The following is a 16772-nucleotide window of genomic DNA, read 5'->3' as shown; positions in this document are numbered from 1 at the left end:
GGAGACGTCCGGCCCCGACCCACGTCAGACAGAACCCGATGATGTGGCCCCTTCAGCCTCAGAACTGAAGGGGCCACCGTCTGCTCTGAGACGATTCGATGAAGCCCGATCGACTCAGTGTGAGGGCAGGCCTTCGGCAATGCTGAACAGCTCCGAACGGCTGCCGGCTCCTGTTTTGCGGAATGCCCGGGCTAGATGGTTCTCCACGGTGCGTACGCTGAGGTTCAGACGCGACGCGATTTCCCTGTTCGTTCGGGTGCCCGCCAGCAGAGCGATCTCCAGCTCGCGACTGGTCAGGGGGTCCGTGCTCGCGGATCCGACGATGGTGGGAAGTTCGGTGTCGGGCAGTGAGGTTTGATCGAAGCAGGCCCGGGACAGTCTCTCCAGATCCTCGGATCTGGAATGGTCATTGGCTGCGCGGGCAGATCCTGCCGCAGCGATGAGAACTCTTTGCAGGAGATTGTCATGCTGCCCTGGTCCCAGCTCCCGCAGGTATTCGGCGATGCGATCCGGCGCCGCCGAATTGTCGATGAGCTCAGTGAGCTCACCGACCGCGCGGAAGGCTGGGACGGGACCGCGCTGCAGGGCGGTCCTGAGCGCTGATGCTGTCTGAGTCCCGTAGCTGAGGCTGAGCAGACCCGCAGCTGTCTGCACCGCTGCCGTGACATATCCGAGTTCGATCCTTCGGCTGACCATCTGCGCCACCGAATGATCGTAAGCAGGGCCGGGTCGTGGCAGATCGATGAAGGTGCGGAACGAATCCGATCCCATGGCCAGGAAGGGGCCGGGTTGCGGCATCAGTGTCGCCGCCTCACTCAGGAATGCATTGTCCGTCCCGGACTGACCGGAGAACACCGAGATGAGGCCCTGGATGTTCAAGGCAGCGGTGTAGACCGGTGTGTAGTCCAGTTGGGGACGTCCGACGAGAACCGCGGCATCAACGCATTGCTGGACCGCTCTGAACTGTCCCAGATAGTGGTGGCACATTGCGGCTGTGTAAGCGGAGGAGGTGAACAACGTCCGATCGAGACTGTGCTCGGCGGAATCCAGGGCTTCCGCTGCTTGCCGCAGCGACGAGCGCGCATCACCTTCGAACAGGGGGAGTACCTGTCGCGCCCAATGCGATGATCTGCGCTGTTCGGTGTGCGAGTCAGCGAATTCACGTGCCTGATCTATCCGGCCGCTCGCCAGGAGAGTGATCAGGAGTGCCGAGTGCCGAATCCCGGTGGGGTCCTCACCGGGGGAGTACAGTGCGGAGATATCGTCACACACACCATGCCCCGACATGACACTGAGCAATACGGCCGCGGAGGCACCGGACTGTGCCCATCGAGGATGTGCACGACCGTACTCAGTCAGCAGCTCAATCCCGCGGGCGGGGTCATGGTCGTGGAGCGCTGACCACTGGGCCCGGGCGAAGACGAGCAAGAACGAATGCGAATCGGCTGCGCTCTCGTCAACGGGGGTCGACATCAGCACTCGGTGCAGATCGGCTTCCTGGCGGGGATCGCCTGATGCCGTTTGGTAATAGGCGAGAGCGTGCTCGGCGGAAGGCTCTTGGAGCCACGAAGTGAGTGCACGCCCCGCTTGGTCCAGCGCAGAGTCGGTGAAGCGGCGAGCCAACGATGCCAACGCATCGCGATCACCGCACCACGCCGGTGCACCTGGTGCCGGAGTCCCCACCACCAAGTTCGGCACGCGGGAACGGTTGTAGCGCTCGGCGATGATCGGCGGCCAGAGGACCAGTCGGGGCGTTCCGGTGGCATTCGCCGGGCGCACCAGTCCGAGTGCTCGGGCGCGTTGGAGGATCCGATCGCCATACCGCAACTCCACATCTGTCGGAGAGAGGTCCTGGTCTTCGGCGAGGCCACGCAGCAGGTCGCGTACGTCGGGACCTGCTGCGTCCAGGAATTCGTCGATGACCGGCGGCATGTCGTCATTCCACAAGCTGAATCCCGATTGTGTCCACGTGGATTCCCGCAATTCGAGCAGACCTCGATTCCTTGCGGTGAGCAGCAGCGAAGACACCAGGACCGGAGATCCGCCGGTCTTGCTGACGACTCGGGCAACCGTGATCGGGTCCAAAGCGGAGCCGAGAACTTCGTGCGCCAGCGCGCTCGTCATGGTCAGATCCAAGGGTCTCATTCGGATCATGTGTTCGGGGGATCGCAGCGGGAACTTACGTGAGTGCGCGGTACCCGTGGTCTCTGTGATGAGGGTTCTGAGCTGACGGCGGTCGCGGATTGTCGCAAGAGCACGGCGAGACAGCTCGTCCATCCGGTCGTGATCGTCGATGATGAGCAGCGTTTCAGGAGTTAGGGCGTGGCTGATCCGATCGATCGTTCCTGCCAGATCGTTCGAATACGGCTGAAGCCCCAACTCGGTCGACAGCCGTCGGAGCACGAAGCCCGGGCTGTCGCCGGCGGAATGCTCTCCCACAGATCGAAGCACAGACTCGCCTGACCGTTCCAATGATTCCGCGATCTCGTTGGCGACCGTTGTGCGTCCGCTGCCCCAGTCTCCGATGATCCGCACGCTCCAGCCTTCGCGCAGTGCCGAACGGGCCATGTCGACTTCAACCGTGAAGATCAACGGTCCCCCCTCAGTGTTCGGCTCTCAGGAACAATTCTGTCACCGGTGCTGACAGACGGCGAAGACAAAGAAGCAGTGTTCCTGTCAAGTTTGGCGACAGGACGACGAGGAGGTCTCAGAGACCGAAGTACGCCCTCAGCTCTTCTGCGATCGCACCGAGGCGCTGCTGGGCGATGGTCGCCTCGCCGGCACCGACGACGACCTCGAGGTAGCACTTGAGCTTCGGCTCGGTGCCCGAGGGCCTGACGATGACTCGGGAGTTCTCCTCAGAGAGAAGGACGATGCCATCGGTGGGAGGCAGATGCTCGTAGCCGAGTGAGAGGTCGTGGACCTCGGAGACGGGGGAGCCGGCCAGGGTAGTCGGCGGGTGCTCGCGCAGGCGCTGCATGGACGTGGCGATGAGGGAGATGTCGTCGAGCCGGAAGCTCAGCGGTGCTGTGGCGAAAAGACCGTCACGGATGCGGATCCTGTGGAGCTCGTCCTCGATGGTGGTGCCTGCGGCCTTGAGGCGTGCGGTCTGGGCGGCGAACAGCACCGCGGCCGAGATCCCGTCCTTGTCCCGCACAGCACCGGGATCGACGCAGTACCCCAAGGCCTCCTCGTACCCGAAGACCAGGGCGGGCACGCGGGAGATCCACTTGAACCCGGTGAGAGTGGTGGTGGCGGCGAACCCATAGTGCTGCGCGATGGCAGCCAATCCGCGCGAGGACACGACCGAGTTCGCGAAGACCAGGGAGCCGTCGGAGCCGTGAGACGCGGCGAGGCGACCGGCGATGTCCTCGCCCAGAAGCAGACCCACCTCGTCGCCGGTCAGCTGCCGGTAACCGCCGGAGGCGCCGGTATCCGGGATCGCGGCGGAGAAGCGGTCGGCGTCCGGGTCGTTGGCGATGACGAGTTCGGCACCGACCTCGCGTGCCAGGGCGTACGACTCATCGAGTGCGCCGGCCTCCTCAGGATTGGGAAACGCCACGGTCGGGAAATCGGGGTCGGGAGCCTGCTGCGAGACCACTGGGTGCACGGACGTGAAGCCATTGCGGCTCAGCGCCGCCTCGACGACGCGGGATCCGACCCCGTGCAGGGAGGTGAGCACGATGGACAGATCCGCGCTCGCCCGCAGTCCGAGGTCGTCGATGCGGCGCAGATAGGATTCGACGATCGAGTCGTCGAGGTGTTCCCAACCCGATTCCGTCCGGGGTACGGACGCCACGGATTCGACGGCGGCGATCTCCTCGGCGATGAGCGCATCGGCCGGGCTGACGATCTGCGCCCCGGCGCCGGCCACCGCGGCAGCCGGATCCGGTTCGATCGCCAGCAGCGGACGTTCGCCCAGATAGACCTTGTAACCGTTGTCCGCCGGAGGATTGTGGCTGGCGGTGACCATGACGCCCGCGTCCGCATAGAGGTGGGTCAGGGCGAAGGCGAGCAGGGGAGTCGGCAGCTGCTCAGGCAGCTGGATCGCGCGTCCTCCGGCTGCCGTCACCACAGCGGCGGTATCGCGGGCGAACTCATCCGACTTGTGCCGGGCATCGCAGCCGATGACGACGCTGAAGCCCTGACCCACGGTGCGCAGCAGGAACCGGGAGAGCCCAGCTGCGGCACGGATGACGACGGCGCGGTTCATCCGGTTCGGCCCCGCCCCGATCTCACCGCGCAGCCCGGCGGTGCCGAAGACCAGCGACCCGGAGAAGCGGTCCTCGAGATCGGCGATGGCGATCCCATGGTCGGCCTCGGCCGAGGCGAGAACCGCCTCGAGCTCGGCGACCGTGTCAGGGTCGGGGTCGTCGGCGATCCACTCCCGCACAACCTGTGCGTCGAAGCCGTTCGTGAAGCGGTCTGTCACTCGAGTCATGTCACTCCCTGTCCGTCGTCGTGGTCGATGAGGTGCTGCGGATCAGAGCTTCGCGACGATCTCGGCGAGCAGCGCCGAGATGCGCGGGCCTGCCGCGACTCCGGCCTCGATCACCTCGGCGTGGGAGAGCGGGGTCTCCTGGATGCCGGCGGCGAGGTTGGTCACCAGGGAGATTCCCATCAGCTCCATCCCGGCCTGGCGGGCGGCGATCGCTTCGAGGGTCGTCGACATGCCGACGAGGTCGGCGCCGAGGATCCCGGCCATGCGCACCTCGGCGGGGGTCTCGTAGTGGGGGCCGGTGAACTGGGCGTAGACGCCTTCGTCGAGGGTCGGGTCGATCTCCTTCGCGATCGCGCGCATGCGCGGGGAGTACAAATCGGTGAGGTCGACGAAGTTGGCGCCCTCGATGGGGGAGGTGCCGGTGAGGTTGATGTGGTCGGAGATGAGCACCGGGGTGCCGGCGGTCCAGCTGCGGTTGAGCCCGCCGCAGCCGTTCGTCAGGACGAGGTTCGTGCAGCCGGCGGCGGCGGCGGCGCGGACCCCATGAGCCACCGCGCGCACCCCTTTGCCTTCGTAGTAGTGAGTGCGGGAGCCGAGGACGAGGGCGTGCTTGCCACTGGCGGCGATCCGGATCGTGCGCAGGGTGCCGCCGTGGCCGACGACGGCCGGGGCGTGGAAGCCGGGGACCTCAGCCGCGGGGATCTCGCTGATCGTCTCGCCGAGGAGGTCGGCGGCTCCGCCCCAACCCGAACCGAGGACGAGGGCGATGTCGTGGCGCTCGATGCCGGCGTTCGTGTTGATGGTCGTAGCCGCGGCCTGAGCTGCGGCGGTAGGATCGCTTAAGTCAGTCATTTGCCCAGATTATCAACACATTCGTCCCCTCAAGGAGCGCCCCCGATGCCGATCAGACCACTGACCGATGGCGACGATCTGCGCCTGGGCGAGGTGTTCGGCGATGCCGACACCCCTGCCGCCCACATGGCCAGATCCCTGTTCCGGCCGTCTTCGGACGCGCCGCTGCTGCGCTCCGTCATCGCCGAGGTGGTTCCCGGGGTTCCCGTGGGCGCGGCGACCATCGCCGAATCCCCGGTCCATCCCTACCGGGCATGGGTGCACGTGGAGGTCGCCGCCGAAGAGTCCGGTCGGGGCCTGGGCCGAGAGCTGTTCGAGGCAGCGTGTGCCGAGACCGTGGGAACCGCGTTGGAGGGCCTCGACCTGCGGGCGCGGGTGCAGGCAGGCAGCCCGGGCGAAGGGTTCGCCCAAGCGCTCGGGTTCGCCCCACTGACGACGACACGAGTGATCAAGGTGCCGGCCGGCGCCCTGCCGCCCAGCGGCGGCGGTCGCGCCGAGGACCTCGAGATCGTGTCGACCGGCTCGGTCAAGCTGACGAAGGCGTTCCTTGCCTGGTACTCGGCGGTGAACAAGGACGATGCGGTCGCCGATCTGTCAGTCGGTCAGGTGAACACGGCGTTCCTCTCCGAGGCGGCCGGCGCCCATGGCGCTGCTCTGCTGGGCGGGGACGAGGGCCTGCGCGCCTTCGCCGTCTCCTATGCCCGGGAGGCCGCCCAGCAGGCCCCGAGAGACATCGTCGACGTCGAGTCCTCTTCGGGCAGCCAGGTGCCGGGCGGCCAAGTTCCCGGTGCTGAGGAGGAAGCGCCGACCGAACTCATCCTCGCGTCCATGTTCGAGACCCGTGACGAGGCAGCCGATCCGACGAGCGAGGGGTTCGGGGCCGCGGTCGCCGACGCCGCGCTCCTGCTCGCCCGCCTCTCCGTCGATGCCGACGTCGTCCTCGAGGTCACTAGCGGCATGCCCGTGATCTCGGCTCTGGCCGACCGTCTGGTCGACTCGGGGAAGGCCACGGAGCTCTACCGCTATGAGACGTTCACGGGACCTCCTGCCGACACCTTCTGATCACTTCGACTTTCGGCACGGCTCCGAGGGGTGAAGACGCGCACCGCCTGCATACCGGCCTCGGTGACGAACCAGCCGACCCCGGTTCCTCCATCGAGTGGTGGGAGCCTGGGCAGGCCGAGATTGCTCAGGTCCTGTCTGGTGTGGGCGCCGAGGATGAGCAGCGGTCCCAGATCTCGTGCTTTCGCCAGCGGCGAGCTGTATCCGGGGGAGTGGCGGAGCGGAAGGCTCAGCGCGTGGATGGCGCCGTCGAGCAGGTCGATCGGCTCGGACACGGACTTGAGGTGGGCGTCGTCATGACATGCGATCTCCATTTCTCTCGAGTGCAGCAGTGACACGAGCGCACTCTTTCCACTCCGTGGCGATCCGCGAACGGTGAGCACCGGTCCGTCCCTGACGGTGTCCCAGGTGACGAGTTCGCCGAACGGATCCCGGCCGAGTGGAACCCGATCAGTCCCGGCCGGCGTACTCGGAGGGTCGAGGGGCGGTGCATCGAGGCCGACCCACCGGGGTTCGAGTCTATGGATGCCGGCAGGTGGCCCGGAGTGGGGCACGAGCTGCACGTCTGCGCCCTCTCGGCCCGCAGCCTCGGCGCTGGGACCGGTGAGGACTGCACGAAACCGCGGCCAGCTGCCGAGAAACCGCTGCCGTGCCAGTCCGACGCTCATCCCGTCGGCGCCCGGGTACGGAGGGAAGATCAGCTGGGAGGCGAATGGGCCGTTGACATTCAATGAGGTGCGTGAGCCGCCGACGAGGAACGTCAGTCCGAGCCCGGGGGCATGCTTGAGCAGCAGATCGAACTCACCTGCGGTGTGATGGTCGAGGGAGTCGACGAATTCGCTCCAGTTGTCGCAGACGACGAGCGTGGGAACAGGACGCGGCTGGCGGAGATGGTCGATAATCGTCCGCAGCTTCCACCCGGAATCCATTCCGCAGCGGATCTCTGCCCAGTCGAGGACATCGGCGCTGCGGCCGATGGCGACGGTTCGGTGAGTCGCCGAGGCGCTCGCCGCCAACCGAGCCAGTGCAGAGGCGATGATGTGCGCCTCTGCGCCGACCGCGAGGAGTGATCCATCAGTGTCCGGGCGGTAGGACCAGACGTCTTGACGCTGACTTGCTGGGAAGTCGATGATTCCGCTGACCACGCTCCCACCCCGGTTCGCATCGTCGAGACCGCTTCGGTTCGCATCGTCAGTATGGAAACAAGGGTGGTCGGTTCCCATTCGCGCCTCCAGGTCAGCGGCTGAAGGCAGAGGAGGAAGGACGATCCGCCTCTTCGAGTCCGAGTCACGATGGTGGTGCCCCGAATTCTCGCCGCGGGTCTGCTGTCCGTTGCGCTGACTCCGATCGCGATCGGCGCGTGCGATGTTCTCGACGGTGACCCCCTTCATTCCGCTCTGCGGCATGACAGTCTGTGCCGGATCCCAGGGCCTGACGCGAGGACGAAGGACCACCTCGGCGAGAGGGACCTCAATGATCGGAGTGGCGACCCGGAACCGAGTGAGCGTCGTTCCCGAATCCATGCATGCCGCGCCCGGGGCCGAAGCCGGGAGGTGGGCGGCGGCATTGATCCCGAGGACGTCGAACGAGTCCGCATCGTCCCTGACGCGCAGACAGATCCGGATATTGATGTTGGCCTTCATGTGACCGGTGACCACGCCGAGTGGACGCTGGGTGGCGAGGATCAGGTGCACGGCGAGGGATCGTCCGAGCGCGGTCAGGTGTTCGATGAGCTCTGCTGCCTTCGGATGAGAAGCCATGAGAGCGTGGAACTCGTCGATGACGACGACCAGACGCGGCGGCGGATCCTTGAGTCCGAGCACATTGGCGCAACCGTGATCGGCGAGCAGTCTTTCGCGCCGGGTGATCTCTGCCCGCACCGATATGAGGGCCCGGAAGGTAGCCGCGGAATCGAAGTCATCGAGGACGCAGTCGGTGTGCGGCAGGCCCGCCAGGGGCGCGAACGTCGCTCCTCCTTTGAAGTCGATGAGGACGAAGCTGAGCTGTTCGGACGGATTCTCCAGCGCCATCGCCAGCAGCCAGGTCTGGAGGAGGATGGATTTGCCGCTGCCGGTGGTTCCGGCGACCAGAGCGTGTGGACCGTCATGGAACAGGTCAACGGTGACTTCTCCTTCGACGCCGCGCCCGATCGTCACCGGTCCGGGGCCAGACCTGTCCCAGCGGCGGCTGATCGCCTCAGGGGAATCGTCGTAGTGGTCGCCGAGGCCATGACTCGGGAAACGAGAGTGTGCAGTCTCTTCCGTCCGATCGCGTTCGAGAGTGAGGAACCTGCCCGGGGGCATCAGAGTGGCCACGAAGCCCCGCCCCTGGACCGGGCCGTTGACGAGTGTCGAGGTGCGCACATGAGCTTGGGCGACACTGTTCAGGGTCAGCGAGACCCGCGCCTTGGACGTGGGAGGTTCCAGCAGCAGAGTCGCTTGCGTTCCTTCCGCGGAGCGATGCAGGCTGATGCCCACGCTCAACCGGTCAGCCTGTGTTCCGGTCGCGTAACGCGTTCCCTGGAGTTCAGGCAGTTCGTCGAGTTCGCTCGACAGCGACCATGACCAGTGCTGGTCGGCCAACCAGGCCAGGGCCATGCAGCGGACCTGATGGAAGTCTCCGGTCACGGTGACCGCTGTCGTCATCGGGTCGATTCGCAACGGCACATCATCGATGACGACTCGTCCGCCGAGGTGGTCGATGCCCGGTCGCAGTTCGTCGCTGACGGTGAGCGGCAACAGGGATTCCCCGAACCCGAGGCAGAGTCCGCGGCGGGTGCGCAGGCGAACTCGATGCTCGGCGATGAGCTCGGCCAAGTGGTCACGTGCGTCGTCGACCGCCCGTGTTCTGTCTGCCGCGAACCGAGCCGAGTCCCTGACGAAACGGCGCCGTTCCATTCGGTACGCGACGTAACCCGACAGCGGCGCTGAAGCGCTGAAGAGGAGGAACCACCACATCCCGGTGGCCACCGCCAAGACAATCCCGATCACGATCGGGATGAGGAACGTCCACCACTGGGGTGGCCTGGCTGGACGGGGTTCCGCAACGGGGTCGGGTGCCACCTCGGTGGTGGTCATATCGTCGACAGCATCGAGTGCAGTGTCGACTGGGGCAGACGTGGCAACGGGGAGAAGGATCGTGGTTCCGGCGATGGAGAACGGACGGTGTCCCGACGGATCCAGTTCCATCCGGGTGATCTGTCGGGACAGGCAGGGATCGACGATGCACAGGCAGTCGGGCTGCGCGGTGCGGCTGAGCAGAGGACGGTCGGGATCGATGCCGATCGAGTAGCCCGAGTCCGGTCCCGCAATCACCGCTACCGGAATCGTTCCGGTGCGACGGTTGAACGCTCGCGCACCGAGAACGGTGACCGGGTTGAGACTCACCCAGCGACCCCAGGTCAGCGGCCGGATTGTGGCAAAGGGATGATCCGCGGAAGCGGGATCGTCCGGTCCACTGGGGAGCCGGTTGCCCTCCAGGAGATCGGCCGCGGTGAGGACAGGGCCATAGATGGCTCTGAGCACATCGAGCACTGACTGGGAGTCGTCGGCATCGACCACCTCGGTGCGCACGCCGGCATTCGCGTCGATCCGATGGACGATCCCGACGGTTCTCATGGGCACAACGATCCGAAGTGGAGATCGGCAGCGCAATCCGTGCCGGAGGGGCTGTGGACGGCCGGTGAGCGTCCACAGCCGAGCCAGGCACAAGTGGCGGCGGCGTCCACAGGACGAAGCGTCGAAGTGCAGTTCAGGATGTCCGCAGTGAGCCTCGGGCGAACGCTGTCGCCCGAAGTTCGATGAGGCCAGGGACGAATGGGGAGAGCAGAGGAGGCGAATAGTCGGCGCGCAGGTGGATGGCGACGGAATGATCGCCGTCGGCATCGGCGCGGAGGCCGATGTCTCGGAGCCCACGTGGAGTCGGCACGCTGTCCAGGTAGCGAGCGGCGGCGCGCTCGGCCGCCCCGGGTGAGAAGACGAGGCCTGGATCGCTGCCTGGGGCGGGTTCGAAGGAGTCCGACGCCGCCAACGCCGCTGAATCGGCCAGGTTCTGCAGCTGGCGTCTGGCCATGTGCAGATCTGTCAGGGTGGCGATGAGGAAGGTGAGGAGAAGGGCGATGACGACGAAGCCGATTGCCAGAGGAGTGATGGAGCCTTCGTCCGCTCGGCCCGCCGGGCTGGGAGGGCGGCTCACCTCAGCCACGCCCGGTGGCGACGACATCGGTGTGCGCAGCGCGCACAGTGATGTGTGGGGTATTGGATGAGCCGAAGATGAGCGGGAGGCCGGGCAAGGGCACTTTCGTCTCCACCCGCGCAGTGACGAGAGAGCCGGCTTCTCCACATGCTCCCGAGCACGAGTAGCTGATCGTCACGGGCACCTCGGCGAGCCTGAAATCGGTGAAGTGCATCATCGCCACCTCACGGGCCCGGGCCTCCGACGGCTCGGCGTCGCGTGCCGTGATCCTCGACGCCGAGACCGCCGCCGAGGAGGTGGCATAGCTGGCGGCCTGCAGTTGGGACATCGCAAGCATCAGGTAGATGACGGGAATGAGCAGGACGATCGAGCCGAAGATGAACTCGATCACTGCGGTGCCGGAATCGGGACCGAGATCCCGGGGAGCGTCCACACTGTCACTCACGGTCCACATCCTCGGCGAGCGAGCGCCCTGTCAGGTCCCACACCTCGTGGGGACCCCACAGTCCGATCACGGGAAGCGGAGTCGCCACCCTGACTTCGACGATCTCGGTGTCACCTGTTCCCGTGGTCGAGACAGCGATGGACTCGGCGTAGCGCTCGCCCAGGGACACGGTGATGAGCTGGGCCGTGAGGCGGCGACCATCAGCCGCAGTCTGGTCCGCCAGTCCGGCCTGCCGGGCACCGGCGATGGCGGAATCGATGACGGTGTTGCGGACATGGATGACCAACCCGATCTGCAGCGCACCCGCGAGGACCAGAGTGAGGAGGGCTGCGATGAGCGCGAACTCGGCCACCGCCGAGCCCGAATCGGCCGGCGCCGAGCTCGAATCGGCCGGCGCGACCTGAACTCGACGACTGCGCCTCACCCCGCGCCTCGTCCAGCGACTCACCCCGCGCCTCGCACCTTGTTCATCGCGTCTTCGAACATCGTGGAGAAGGCCTCACCTGCCAATGCCCACAGAGCGACAACCAATCCTGCCGTCATCAGCGTGATGAGGACCCAGCCGGGGACGTCTCCGCGGTCGGGACGATCACGTTCACCCGTGCGGCCTCCGTCATCGAGGCGGTGGGCACGCGAACGTGTTGCTGCCAGCGGACTGGCAATCAGGCCGATCACGAATGTGGTGAGTTTCGTCGTCAGGTGGTGGATCATCGTGTCTCCTTCTTCGGTGGTGCACAGTTCGGGTTCGGTTGTGGTCGGAGGTGAAGCCGCCGGAGCTCTGTGGCGGCTGTGCGGGTTGTCCGAGAGGTGGGCGGCGTCATGGACTCAGGTCGAGGACCGTCAGCGACGGGAAGACGGCGAAGATGACGGTCACCGGCAGGACGAAGATGACCACGGGCACGAGCATCCCGATCTCCTTCTTCCCGGACAGCTCCAGCAGACGGCGCCGGGACTGCTCTCTCACGTCCGCCGCCTGGGCACGCAGGACTTCGGCCAGAGGTGTTCCTCGGGTCATCGAGACCGCCAAACCGTCGACGAACTGAACGATCTCGGGAATGGCGATGCGGGTGGCCATGACGTCGAGGGCTTCGACGAGCGGGGTGCCGGTGCGGGTGGCGGCAAGGGCCGCCCGAAGTTCGTCGACGAGATCTCCCGAACAGGTCCGACACACCCTTTCGAGCGCCTCGACAATCCCCTCTCCTGCGGTGATGGACAGAGCCAGCAGCTCCGCCACCGTGGGGAACTCGGCCAGGATCCTTGACTCATGTCGGGCGATGGCGCTGCTCAGCCGCCAGTCGTTGACGACATGGCCGGCGACTCCACCGCTGACGATGAGCACGAAGGCCACCAGCAGTGAGAATCCGCGTGCCGCCGCTACCGCTGCTGCCAGACAGCCCGCGCCAGTCATGCCGATGAGGATGCTCAGGATCTGGTTGATCCGGAACCGTTCGATGGAGGCTCGACCGCCGAGGCGGCTGATCCTCGAGCTCAGTGTCGCATCCGTTGTGATCCGCGAGGTGATCCACAGGGCGGCCCCGAGCGATGCCGACTTCAGCAGACCAAGCAGCCCTTCCCTGCGTGGGGTCGGAGGGGCATAGATGTCGATGAGCGATTCCTGGTCACGCAGATAGGGAGCGATCCGCGCCGACAGAGGAGGACGTCGCAGCGGTGGCAGTGAGAACACGAAGACGCAGAGGGCGAAGGCGTTGAAGACCCCGAGCAGGAGGACGCTGAACGGGGCGGTGAGAACACTCATGACGCAGCGCCCTCGATGGCAGGTGCCACCGCACCCTCGGAGGCACCCCTGCGGAATGCCGACGAGCTCAATGACGAACCTTCGATCACGCGCGGCTCCTGTGGCAGCCGGCCGATCTTCTTCATCGCCTGGTAGGCCAGCAGAGAGACGACGAAGCCGGCGGCCAGCAGGATCAGACCGGTCTGCGAATTGTAGGCTGCTGCCGTTTCCGGTCGGGTCGACAGGAATGCGAGCACCACCCAGGGCGCGGCCACGGCCAGGCGCGCGCCGTTGACGGTCCACTGCTGTCTGGCAGAGAGTTCATTGCGGGTGCGAGCATCGTCGCGGACGAATTGGGCGAGGGCGCGCAGCATCGTTCCCAGGTCGCTTCCGCCGACCTGCCGGGTCACGCTGAGGGCGACCACGATGCGGTCGGCCACAGGGTCGGCGCTGACCTGGCGGAACCGCTCCAGCGCGATCGCGAAGGAACCACTGGCGCGATATTCCTCCGCGAAAACCTCGAACAGCGGACGCAGCGGCTCAGGTCCGCGGTGGGCCAATGAGCTCAGTGCTTCGGGCAGCGACAGTCCTGCTCTGATGCCCGAGTTGAGGTGATCCAAGGTCTCCGGCCACAGTTCGCGGCGCATGACCTGGCGGCTGCGCGCCCGGTGCTGCAGCAGTCGGTACGGCAGCCAGGAGGCGAACAGCCCGAAGCACAGGGCGATCGCCCAGGACCCGGTGAGCACAGTGGAGACAGCGCCGACGAAGGCGAACACCCCCAGGGTCACCAGCAGAAGGTGAAGCGGACGCAGACGCGGGAAGCCGGCGCCCGTGAGCATGTCATCGAGTTCGCGCACCCATCGCGCCCGCGTCCTCGTCTTCGGGTTCCTCTCCCAGCAGGACATCCAGACGAGGAACAGTCCCGCGCCCAGGCAGGCGCCGATGAGAACGCTGAGCTGCGAGTAGCTCATGCCGTCTCCAGAATGGAGAAGAGGTCCTTGCCGATGGCCGCGAAACGATCGCCGAGGTGACCGAAGCCCTGGCCGCGGATGAGCTTTCCCTGTGGTGAGTGGTAGATCGTATCGAGTTCGACCACATCGCCCTCGACTCCGCCCGGGACCGCGCAGATCTCGTGGACGAGCCGGGCTCCGGTCGAGTCGCGTCGGAGGTGGACGACGACATCGATGCTGACCGCCACGGTCGGAACGACGAATGACGAGGAGATGTTCGCCCCGGCCAGCAGGGGGAGAGTGCAGATCTTCGTGATCGCGGCACGGGCCGAGTTGGCATGGATCGTGCCCATGCCCGGCAGGCCGCTGTTGAGCGCGATGAGCAGGTCGAGACTCTCGGATTCGCGCACCTCGCCGACGATGATCCGGGTCGGTCTCATGCGCAGGGCCTCTTTGACCAGGGCACGCAGGGTGACTTCGCCGGTGCCCTCCAACGATGGCTGGCGGCATTGCATGGGCACCCAGTCCCGGCTGGGCAGGTTGAGCTCGAAGACCTCCTCGCAGCTGATGATGCGCTCGCGAGCGGGAATGGAACCAGCCAGAGCGTTGAGCATGGTTGTCTTCCCTGCCTGAGTCGCCCCTGAGACCAGGACATTCGCCCCTGAGGCGATCGCTGCGTCGAGGAACCGGGCAGCCCCGGCGGTCAGGGTTCCGTGGGCGACCATCCCGGCGAGATCGCGCGGCCGGGCGATGAACTTGCGGATGTTCACCGCCGGCGAGGAGCGGGTGATGTCGGGGAGGACCACATGCAGCCGCGAACCGTCGGGAAGCATCGCATCGACGAAAGGCTGGGAGAGATCGACGCGTCGCCCGGACGTTCGCAGCATCCTTTCGATGAGATCGTCGAGCTCCCCGCGGGTGAGCTTGGTCGTGGTCAGCTGATGGACGCCGTCGATGGCGATGAAGACCTCGCTGGGGGAATTGATCCAGATCTCCTCGACACGGGGGTCGTCGAAGTAGTCCTGGAGCGCACCGAAGCCGGAGAGCTGATTGTCGATGACACGGAAGGTGGCCTCCTTGTCTTCGAGGAGCGGCAGGTTGGTGACCAGGCTGCGCTCGTCGTATTCCGAGATGACGGACCGAATGACTTCACGGGAGCGCTGAGTGTCGACGCGCGGGTCCACCTCAAGATCCCTGATCCTCTTGTGGACCTCGCTCTTGATGACCTCTGTGGCTTCCACGCTTCATCCTCGGGGTGGTTCTGACGACGCACCACGTCGTGCGAATCCCTGACAATTTATCTGTAGTTCGAGACGGAATCCAGAGAGTTTTCAAAACTGTGGATAACTCGGACAATTGAGCAGGTGAAGATTATCCCTGAATCTGAAATGGAGAAGTCGGAAATGCTCTATTCATACCGACAAGGTGCCTGTCGGCCGGGCATTCCGCAGCGATGACCCCGGCGCTGCCGGGAGCTGTCCGGCTTTTGGGCCAGCCGACTGTCGCCTCGGACGACAAGCCGCCTTCACTCCAGAAGACAACCCGGCTCTCACCCTTGAGAACAAGCCGACTGTCACCACCGAGAACAATCCGACTTTCCAATTACCGCACTCAATGGCGGGTCGCTTTTGCGATAATCGGAGGGAAGGGATATGTTTTCCTCATTAGCGCCATGATCCGCAGATCATGTCCCACTGACCGCGCCACCGGCGAGATGAATAAGATCTCTCGCTGGTGGCGCTAGTACTTTCGGAATTTCTGTCCGCTGGCACTCCTGCTGATTGGACACCCTGTCGCGGACAGGGTCCTCCGGCGTGGAAACCGGGCGTTCGGCAGGGTTTCAGCGGAGCCGATAGCGGTTCTCGACTTCCGACTGCCGGGGCGGCGGGGTAATGTGACTGAGTTCGCTTGTCCCGGCCCAAAGGAGTCGCCATGATCTCCACGCCCGAATTCTCCGACCGCGTGCAGACGACGTGGCTTGAACCGTTCGCCCACCTGCGCCAACTCGTCGGCAATGACACTCTGCTGGTCGCCGTCGACCCGGAGCTGGGCAGCAGTCGCCGATGCCGTCTGCTCCACTTCGACACCGGTGCTCTCTGCGTGACTCTCAGCGATGAACTCGCGAATGACATCGAGCCACTCCTCTATCCCGACTGTGACGTCGAGGGATTCCTTGCTGCCCTCGACACAGCGGGAGTCGGGCTGTCGGAGGCGGAGTCCGAGGAGATCTTCTACTTCACCGTCGAAGACGAGGAGGGAATCCTCGCAGACCACGACCTCGCCGAGGTGGGGGAGGAGTCCCGTCCCGAGGCCAGCAGTGACGTGAGCGAGGCCACCGACGACGCGGCAGGCGAGGACACGGCAGACGAGGACGCGACCGAGGACGCGACCGAGGACGCCGCGCCCGAGGACTCGGCCAGCGACGACGCGACCGAGGGCTCGGGTACCGACGACGCGCTCGAGGACCCGGACCTCGCCGTGACCATTCGGGTGCTGGGCGCCGCGGATATCAAGGACTTCGCCGTGTTCCAGGCGGCGAACAGCGCTGACGACCTCGACGAGGCCTTCGTCGAACTCGACCACTGGGCAGTCGTCGGTGCGTACGCCGCGGATGGCAACCTCGTCGCCGTCGCCACCGCCTACCCCTGGCGCGACCATCCGGTCGCCGACGTCGGTGTCCTCACCTCCCCGGATCATCGGGGCCAGAAGCTCGGCTCGGCCGTCGTGCGAGCCGTGGCGCAACGGGTTCTCAGGCGTGGATTCTCACCCCAGTACCGCTGTGAAGGGGACAATGACGCGTCGAAGGCCACGGCCGCCTCGGCGGGGTTCTCTCATTTCGCAACGCTGCGCATCATCCGGTAGTGACTCTGCGCATCGCCCGGTGCGGGCGCAGGGTGGAACGCCGAATGCACTAGGATTGCACCATTATGGCCATTGATTATTCTGCTGAAATCGCCAATCTCCGGGCAACCTATAAGTCGATCCTCGACGTGTCCGACCTGGACAATCTGCGGTCCGAGGTCGCCGAACTCACGGAGGAAGCGTCCGCACCGACGTTCTGGGACGACTCGGATACGGCGCAGAAGGTCTCGG

General features: G+C 65.7%; 13 protein-coding genes and 1 pseudogene. 3 read left to right on the top strand and 11 right to left on the bottom strand.

All coding sequences use genetic code 11. The annotated features are described in order from the left end of the window. Window positions 1-114 precede the first annotated feature (114 nt). The 3 genes from RIT73_RS10640 to RIT73_RS10630 all read right to left on the bottom strand — a co-directional run bounded on the left by RIT73_RS10640 (window position 115) and on the right by RIT73_RS10630 (window position 5293). Window positions 115-2592: a LuxR C-terminal-related transcriptional regulator gene (locus RIT73_RS10640; RefSeq protein WP_309132049.1), complete on the bottom strand. Its 2478-nt coding sequence runs from the start codon at window positions 2590-2592 to the stop codon at window positions 115-117. 115 nt (window positions 2593-2707) lie between these two features. Next, a complete protein-coding gene (locus RIT73_RS10635) occupies window positions 2708-4441 on the bottom strand; it encodes a phospho-sugar mutase (RefSeq protein WP_309132048.1) in 1734 nt (577 codons plus the stop codon). Window positions 4442-4483: 42 nt separating this feature from the next. Continuing rightward, window positions 4484-5293, bottom strand: coding sequence for a purine-nucleoside phosphorylase (locus RIT73_RS10630; RefSeq protein WP_309132047.1), 810 nt, complete (start codon window positions 5291-5293; stop codon window positions 4484-4486). 45 nt (window positions 5294-5338) lie between these two features. On the opposite strand from RIT73_RS10630, the gene RIT73_RS10625 reads away from it, so the two are divergent. Then, on the top strand, window positions 5339-6355 hold the full coding sequence (locus RIT73_RS10625) for a GNAT family N-acetyltransferase (RefSeq protein ID WP_309132046.1): 1017 nt from the start codon (window positions 5339-5341) through the stop codon (window positions 6353-6355). Here RIT73_RS10625 and RIT73_RS10620 read toward each other — a convergent pair. The 8 genes from RIT73_RS10620 to RIT73_RS10585 all read right to left on the bottom strand — a co-directional run bounded on the left by RIT73_RS10620 (window position 6316) and on the right by RIT73_RS10585 (window position 14920). Next, the gene (locus RIT73_RS10620; RefSeq protein WP_309132045.1) at window positions 6316-9972 is read right to left on the bottom strand and encodes an FtsK/SpoIIIE domain-containing protein; all 3657 of its coding nucleotides are present in this window, start codon (window positions 9970-9972) and stop codon (window positions 6316-6318) included. The genes RIT73_RS10625 and RIT73_RS10620 overlap by 40 nt on opposite strands. A 133-nt stretch (window positions 9973-10105) precedes the next feature. Beyond that, window positions 10106-10558 carry a pilus assembly protein TadG-related protein gene (locus RIT73_RS10615; RefSeq protein ID WP_309132044.1) on the bottom strand — a complete coding sequence of 151 codons (453 nt, stop codon included), beginning with the start codon at window positions 10556-10558 and terminating at the stop codon, window positions 10106-10108. Then, window positions 10551-10994: a hypothetical protein gene (locus RIT73_RS10610; RefSeq protein ID WP_309132043.1), complete on the bottom strand. Its 444-nt coding sequence runs from the start codon at window positions 10992-10994 to the stop codon at window positions 10551-10553. The genes RIT73_RS10615 and RIT73_RS10610 overlap by 8 nt, the downstream gene beginning before the upstream one ends. Continuing rightward, window positions 10987-11418, bottom strand: coding sequence for a pilus assembly protein (locus RIT73_RS10605; RefSeq protein ID WP_309132042.1), 432 nt, complete (start codon window positions 11416-11418; stop codon window positions 10987-10989). Before RIT73_RS10605 ends, RIT73_RS10610 begins: the two co-directional genes overlap by 8 nt. 20 nt (window positions 11419-11438) lie before the next feature. After that, window positions 11439-11705: a hypothetical protein gene (locus tag RIT73_RS10600; protein ID WP_375294998.1), complete on the bottom strand. Its 267-nt coding sequence runs from the start codon at window positions 11703-11705 to the stop codon at window positions 11439-11441. Window positions 11706-11811: 106 nt separating this feature from the next. Next, window positions 11812-12750, bottom strand: a complete 939-nt coding sequence (locus RIT73_RS10595) for a type II secretion system F family protein (RefSeq protein WP_309132041.1) — start codon at window positions 12748-12750, stop codon at window positions 11812-11814. After that, complete coding sequence (locus RIT73_RS10590) at window positions 12747-13700, bottom strand: type II secretion system F family protein (RefSeq protein WP_309132040.1); 954 nt, start codon at window positions 13698-13700, stop codon at window positions 12747-12749. The genes RIT73_RS10595 and RIT73_RS10590 overlap by 4 nt, the downstream gene beginning before the upstream one ends. Continuing rightward, window positions 13697-14920: an ATPase, T2SS/T4P/T4SS family gene (locus RIT73_RS10585; RefSeq protein WP_309132039.1), complete on the bottom strand. Its 1224-nt coding sequence runs from the start codon at window positions 14918-14920 to the stop codon at window positions 13697-13699. The genes RIT73_RS10590 and RIT73_RS10585 overlap by 4 nt, the downstream gene beginning before the upstream one ends. 691 nt (window positions 14921-15611) lie before the next feature. Between RIT73_RS10585 and RIT73_RS10580 the strand changes: the two genes are divergently transcribed. Further along, window positions 15612-16541: a GNAT family N-acetyltransferase gene (locus RIT73_RS10580; protein WP_309132038.1), complete on the top strand. Its 930-nt coding sequence runs from the start codon at window positions 15612-15614 to the stop codon at window positions 16539-16541. 65 nt (window positions 16542-16606) lie between these two features. After that, window positions 16607-16772, top strand: a pseudogene (prfB, locus tag RIT73_RS10575) (peptide chain release factor 2); the annotation flags it as partial.

Origin of the sequence: Brevibacterium sp., assembly GCF_031179145.1 — a bacterium.
Classification (GTDB): Bacteria; Actinomycetota; Actinomycetes; order Actinomycetales; family Brevibacteriaceae; genus Brevibacterium.
The sequence above is the reverse complement of the archived record's forward strand: the minus strand, read 5'-3'. Positions and strand labels throughout refer to the sequence as shown.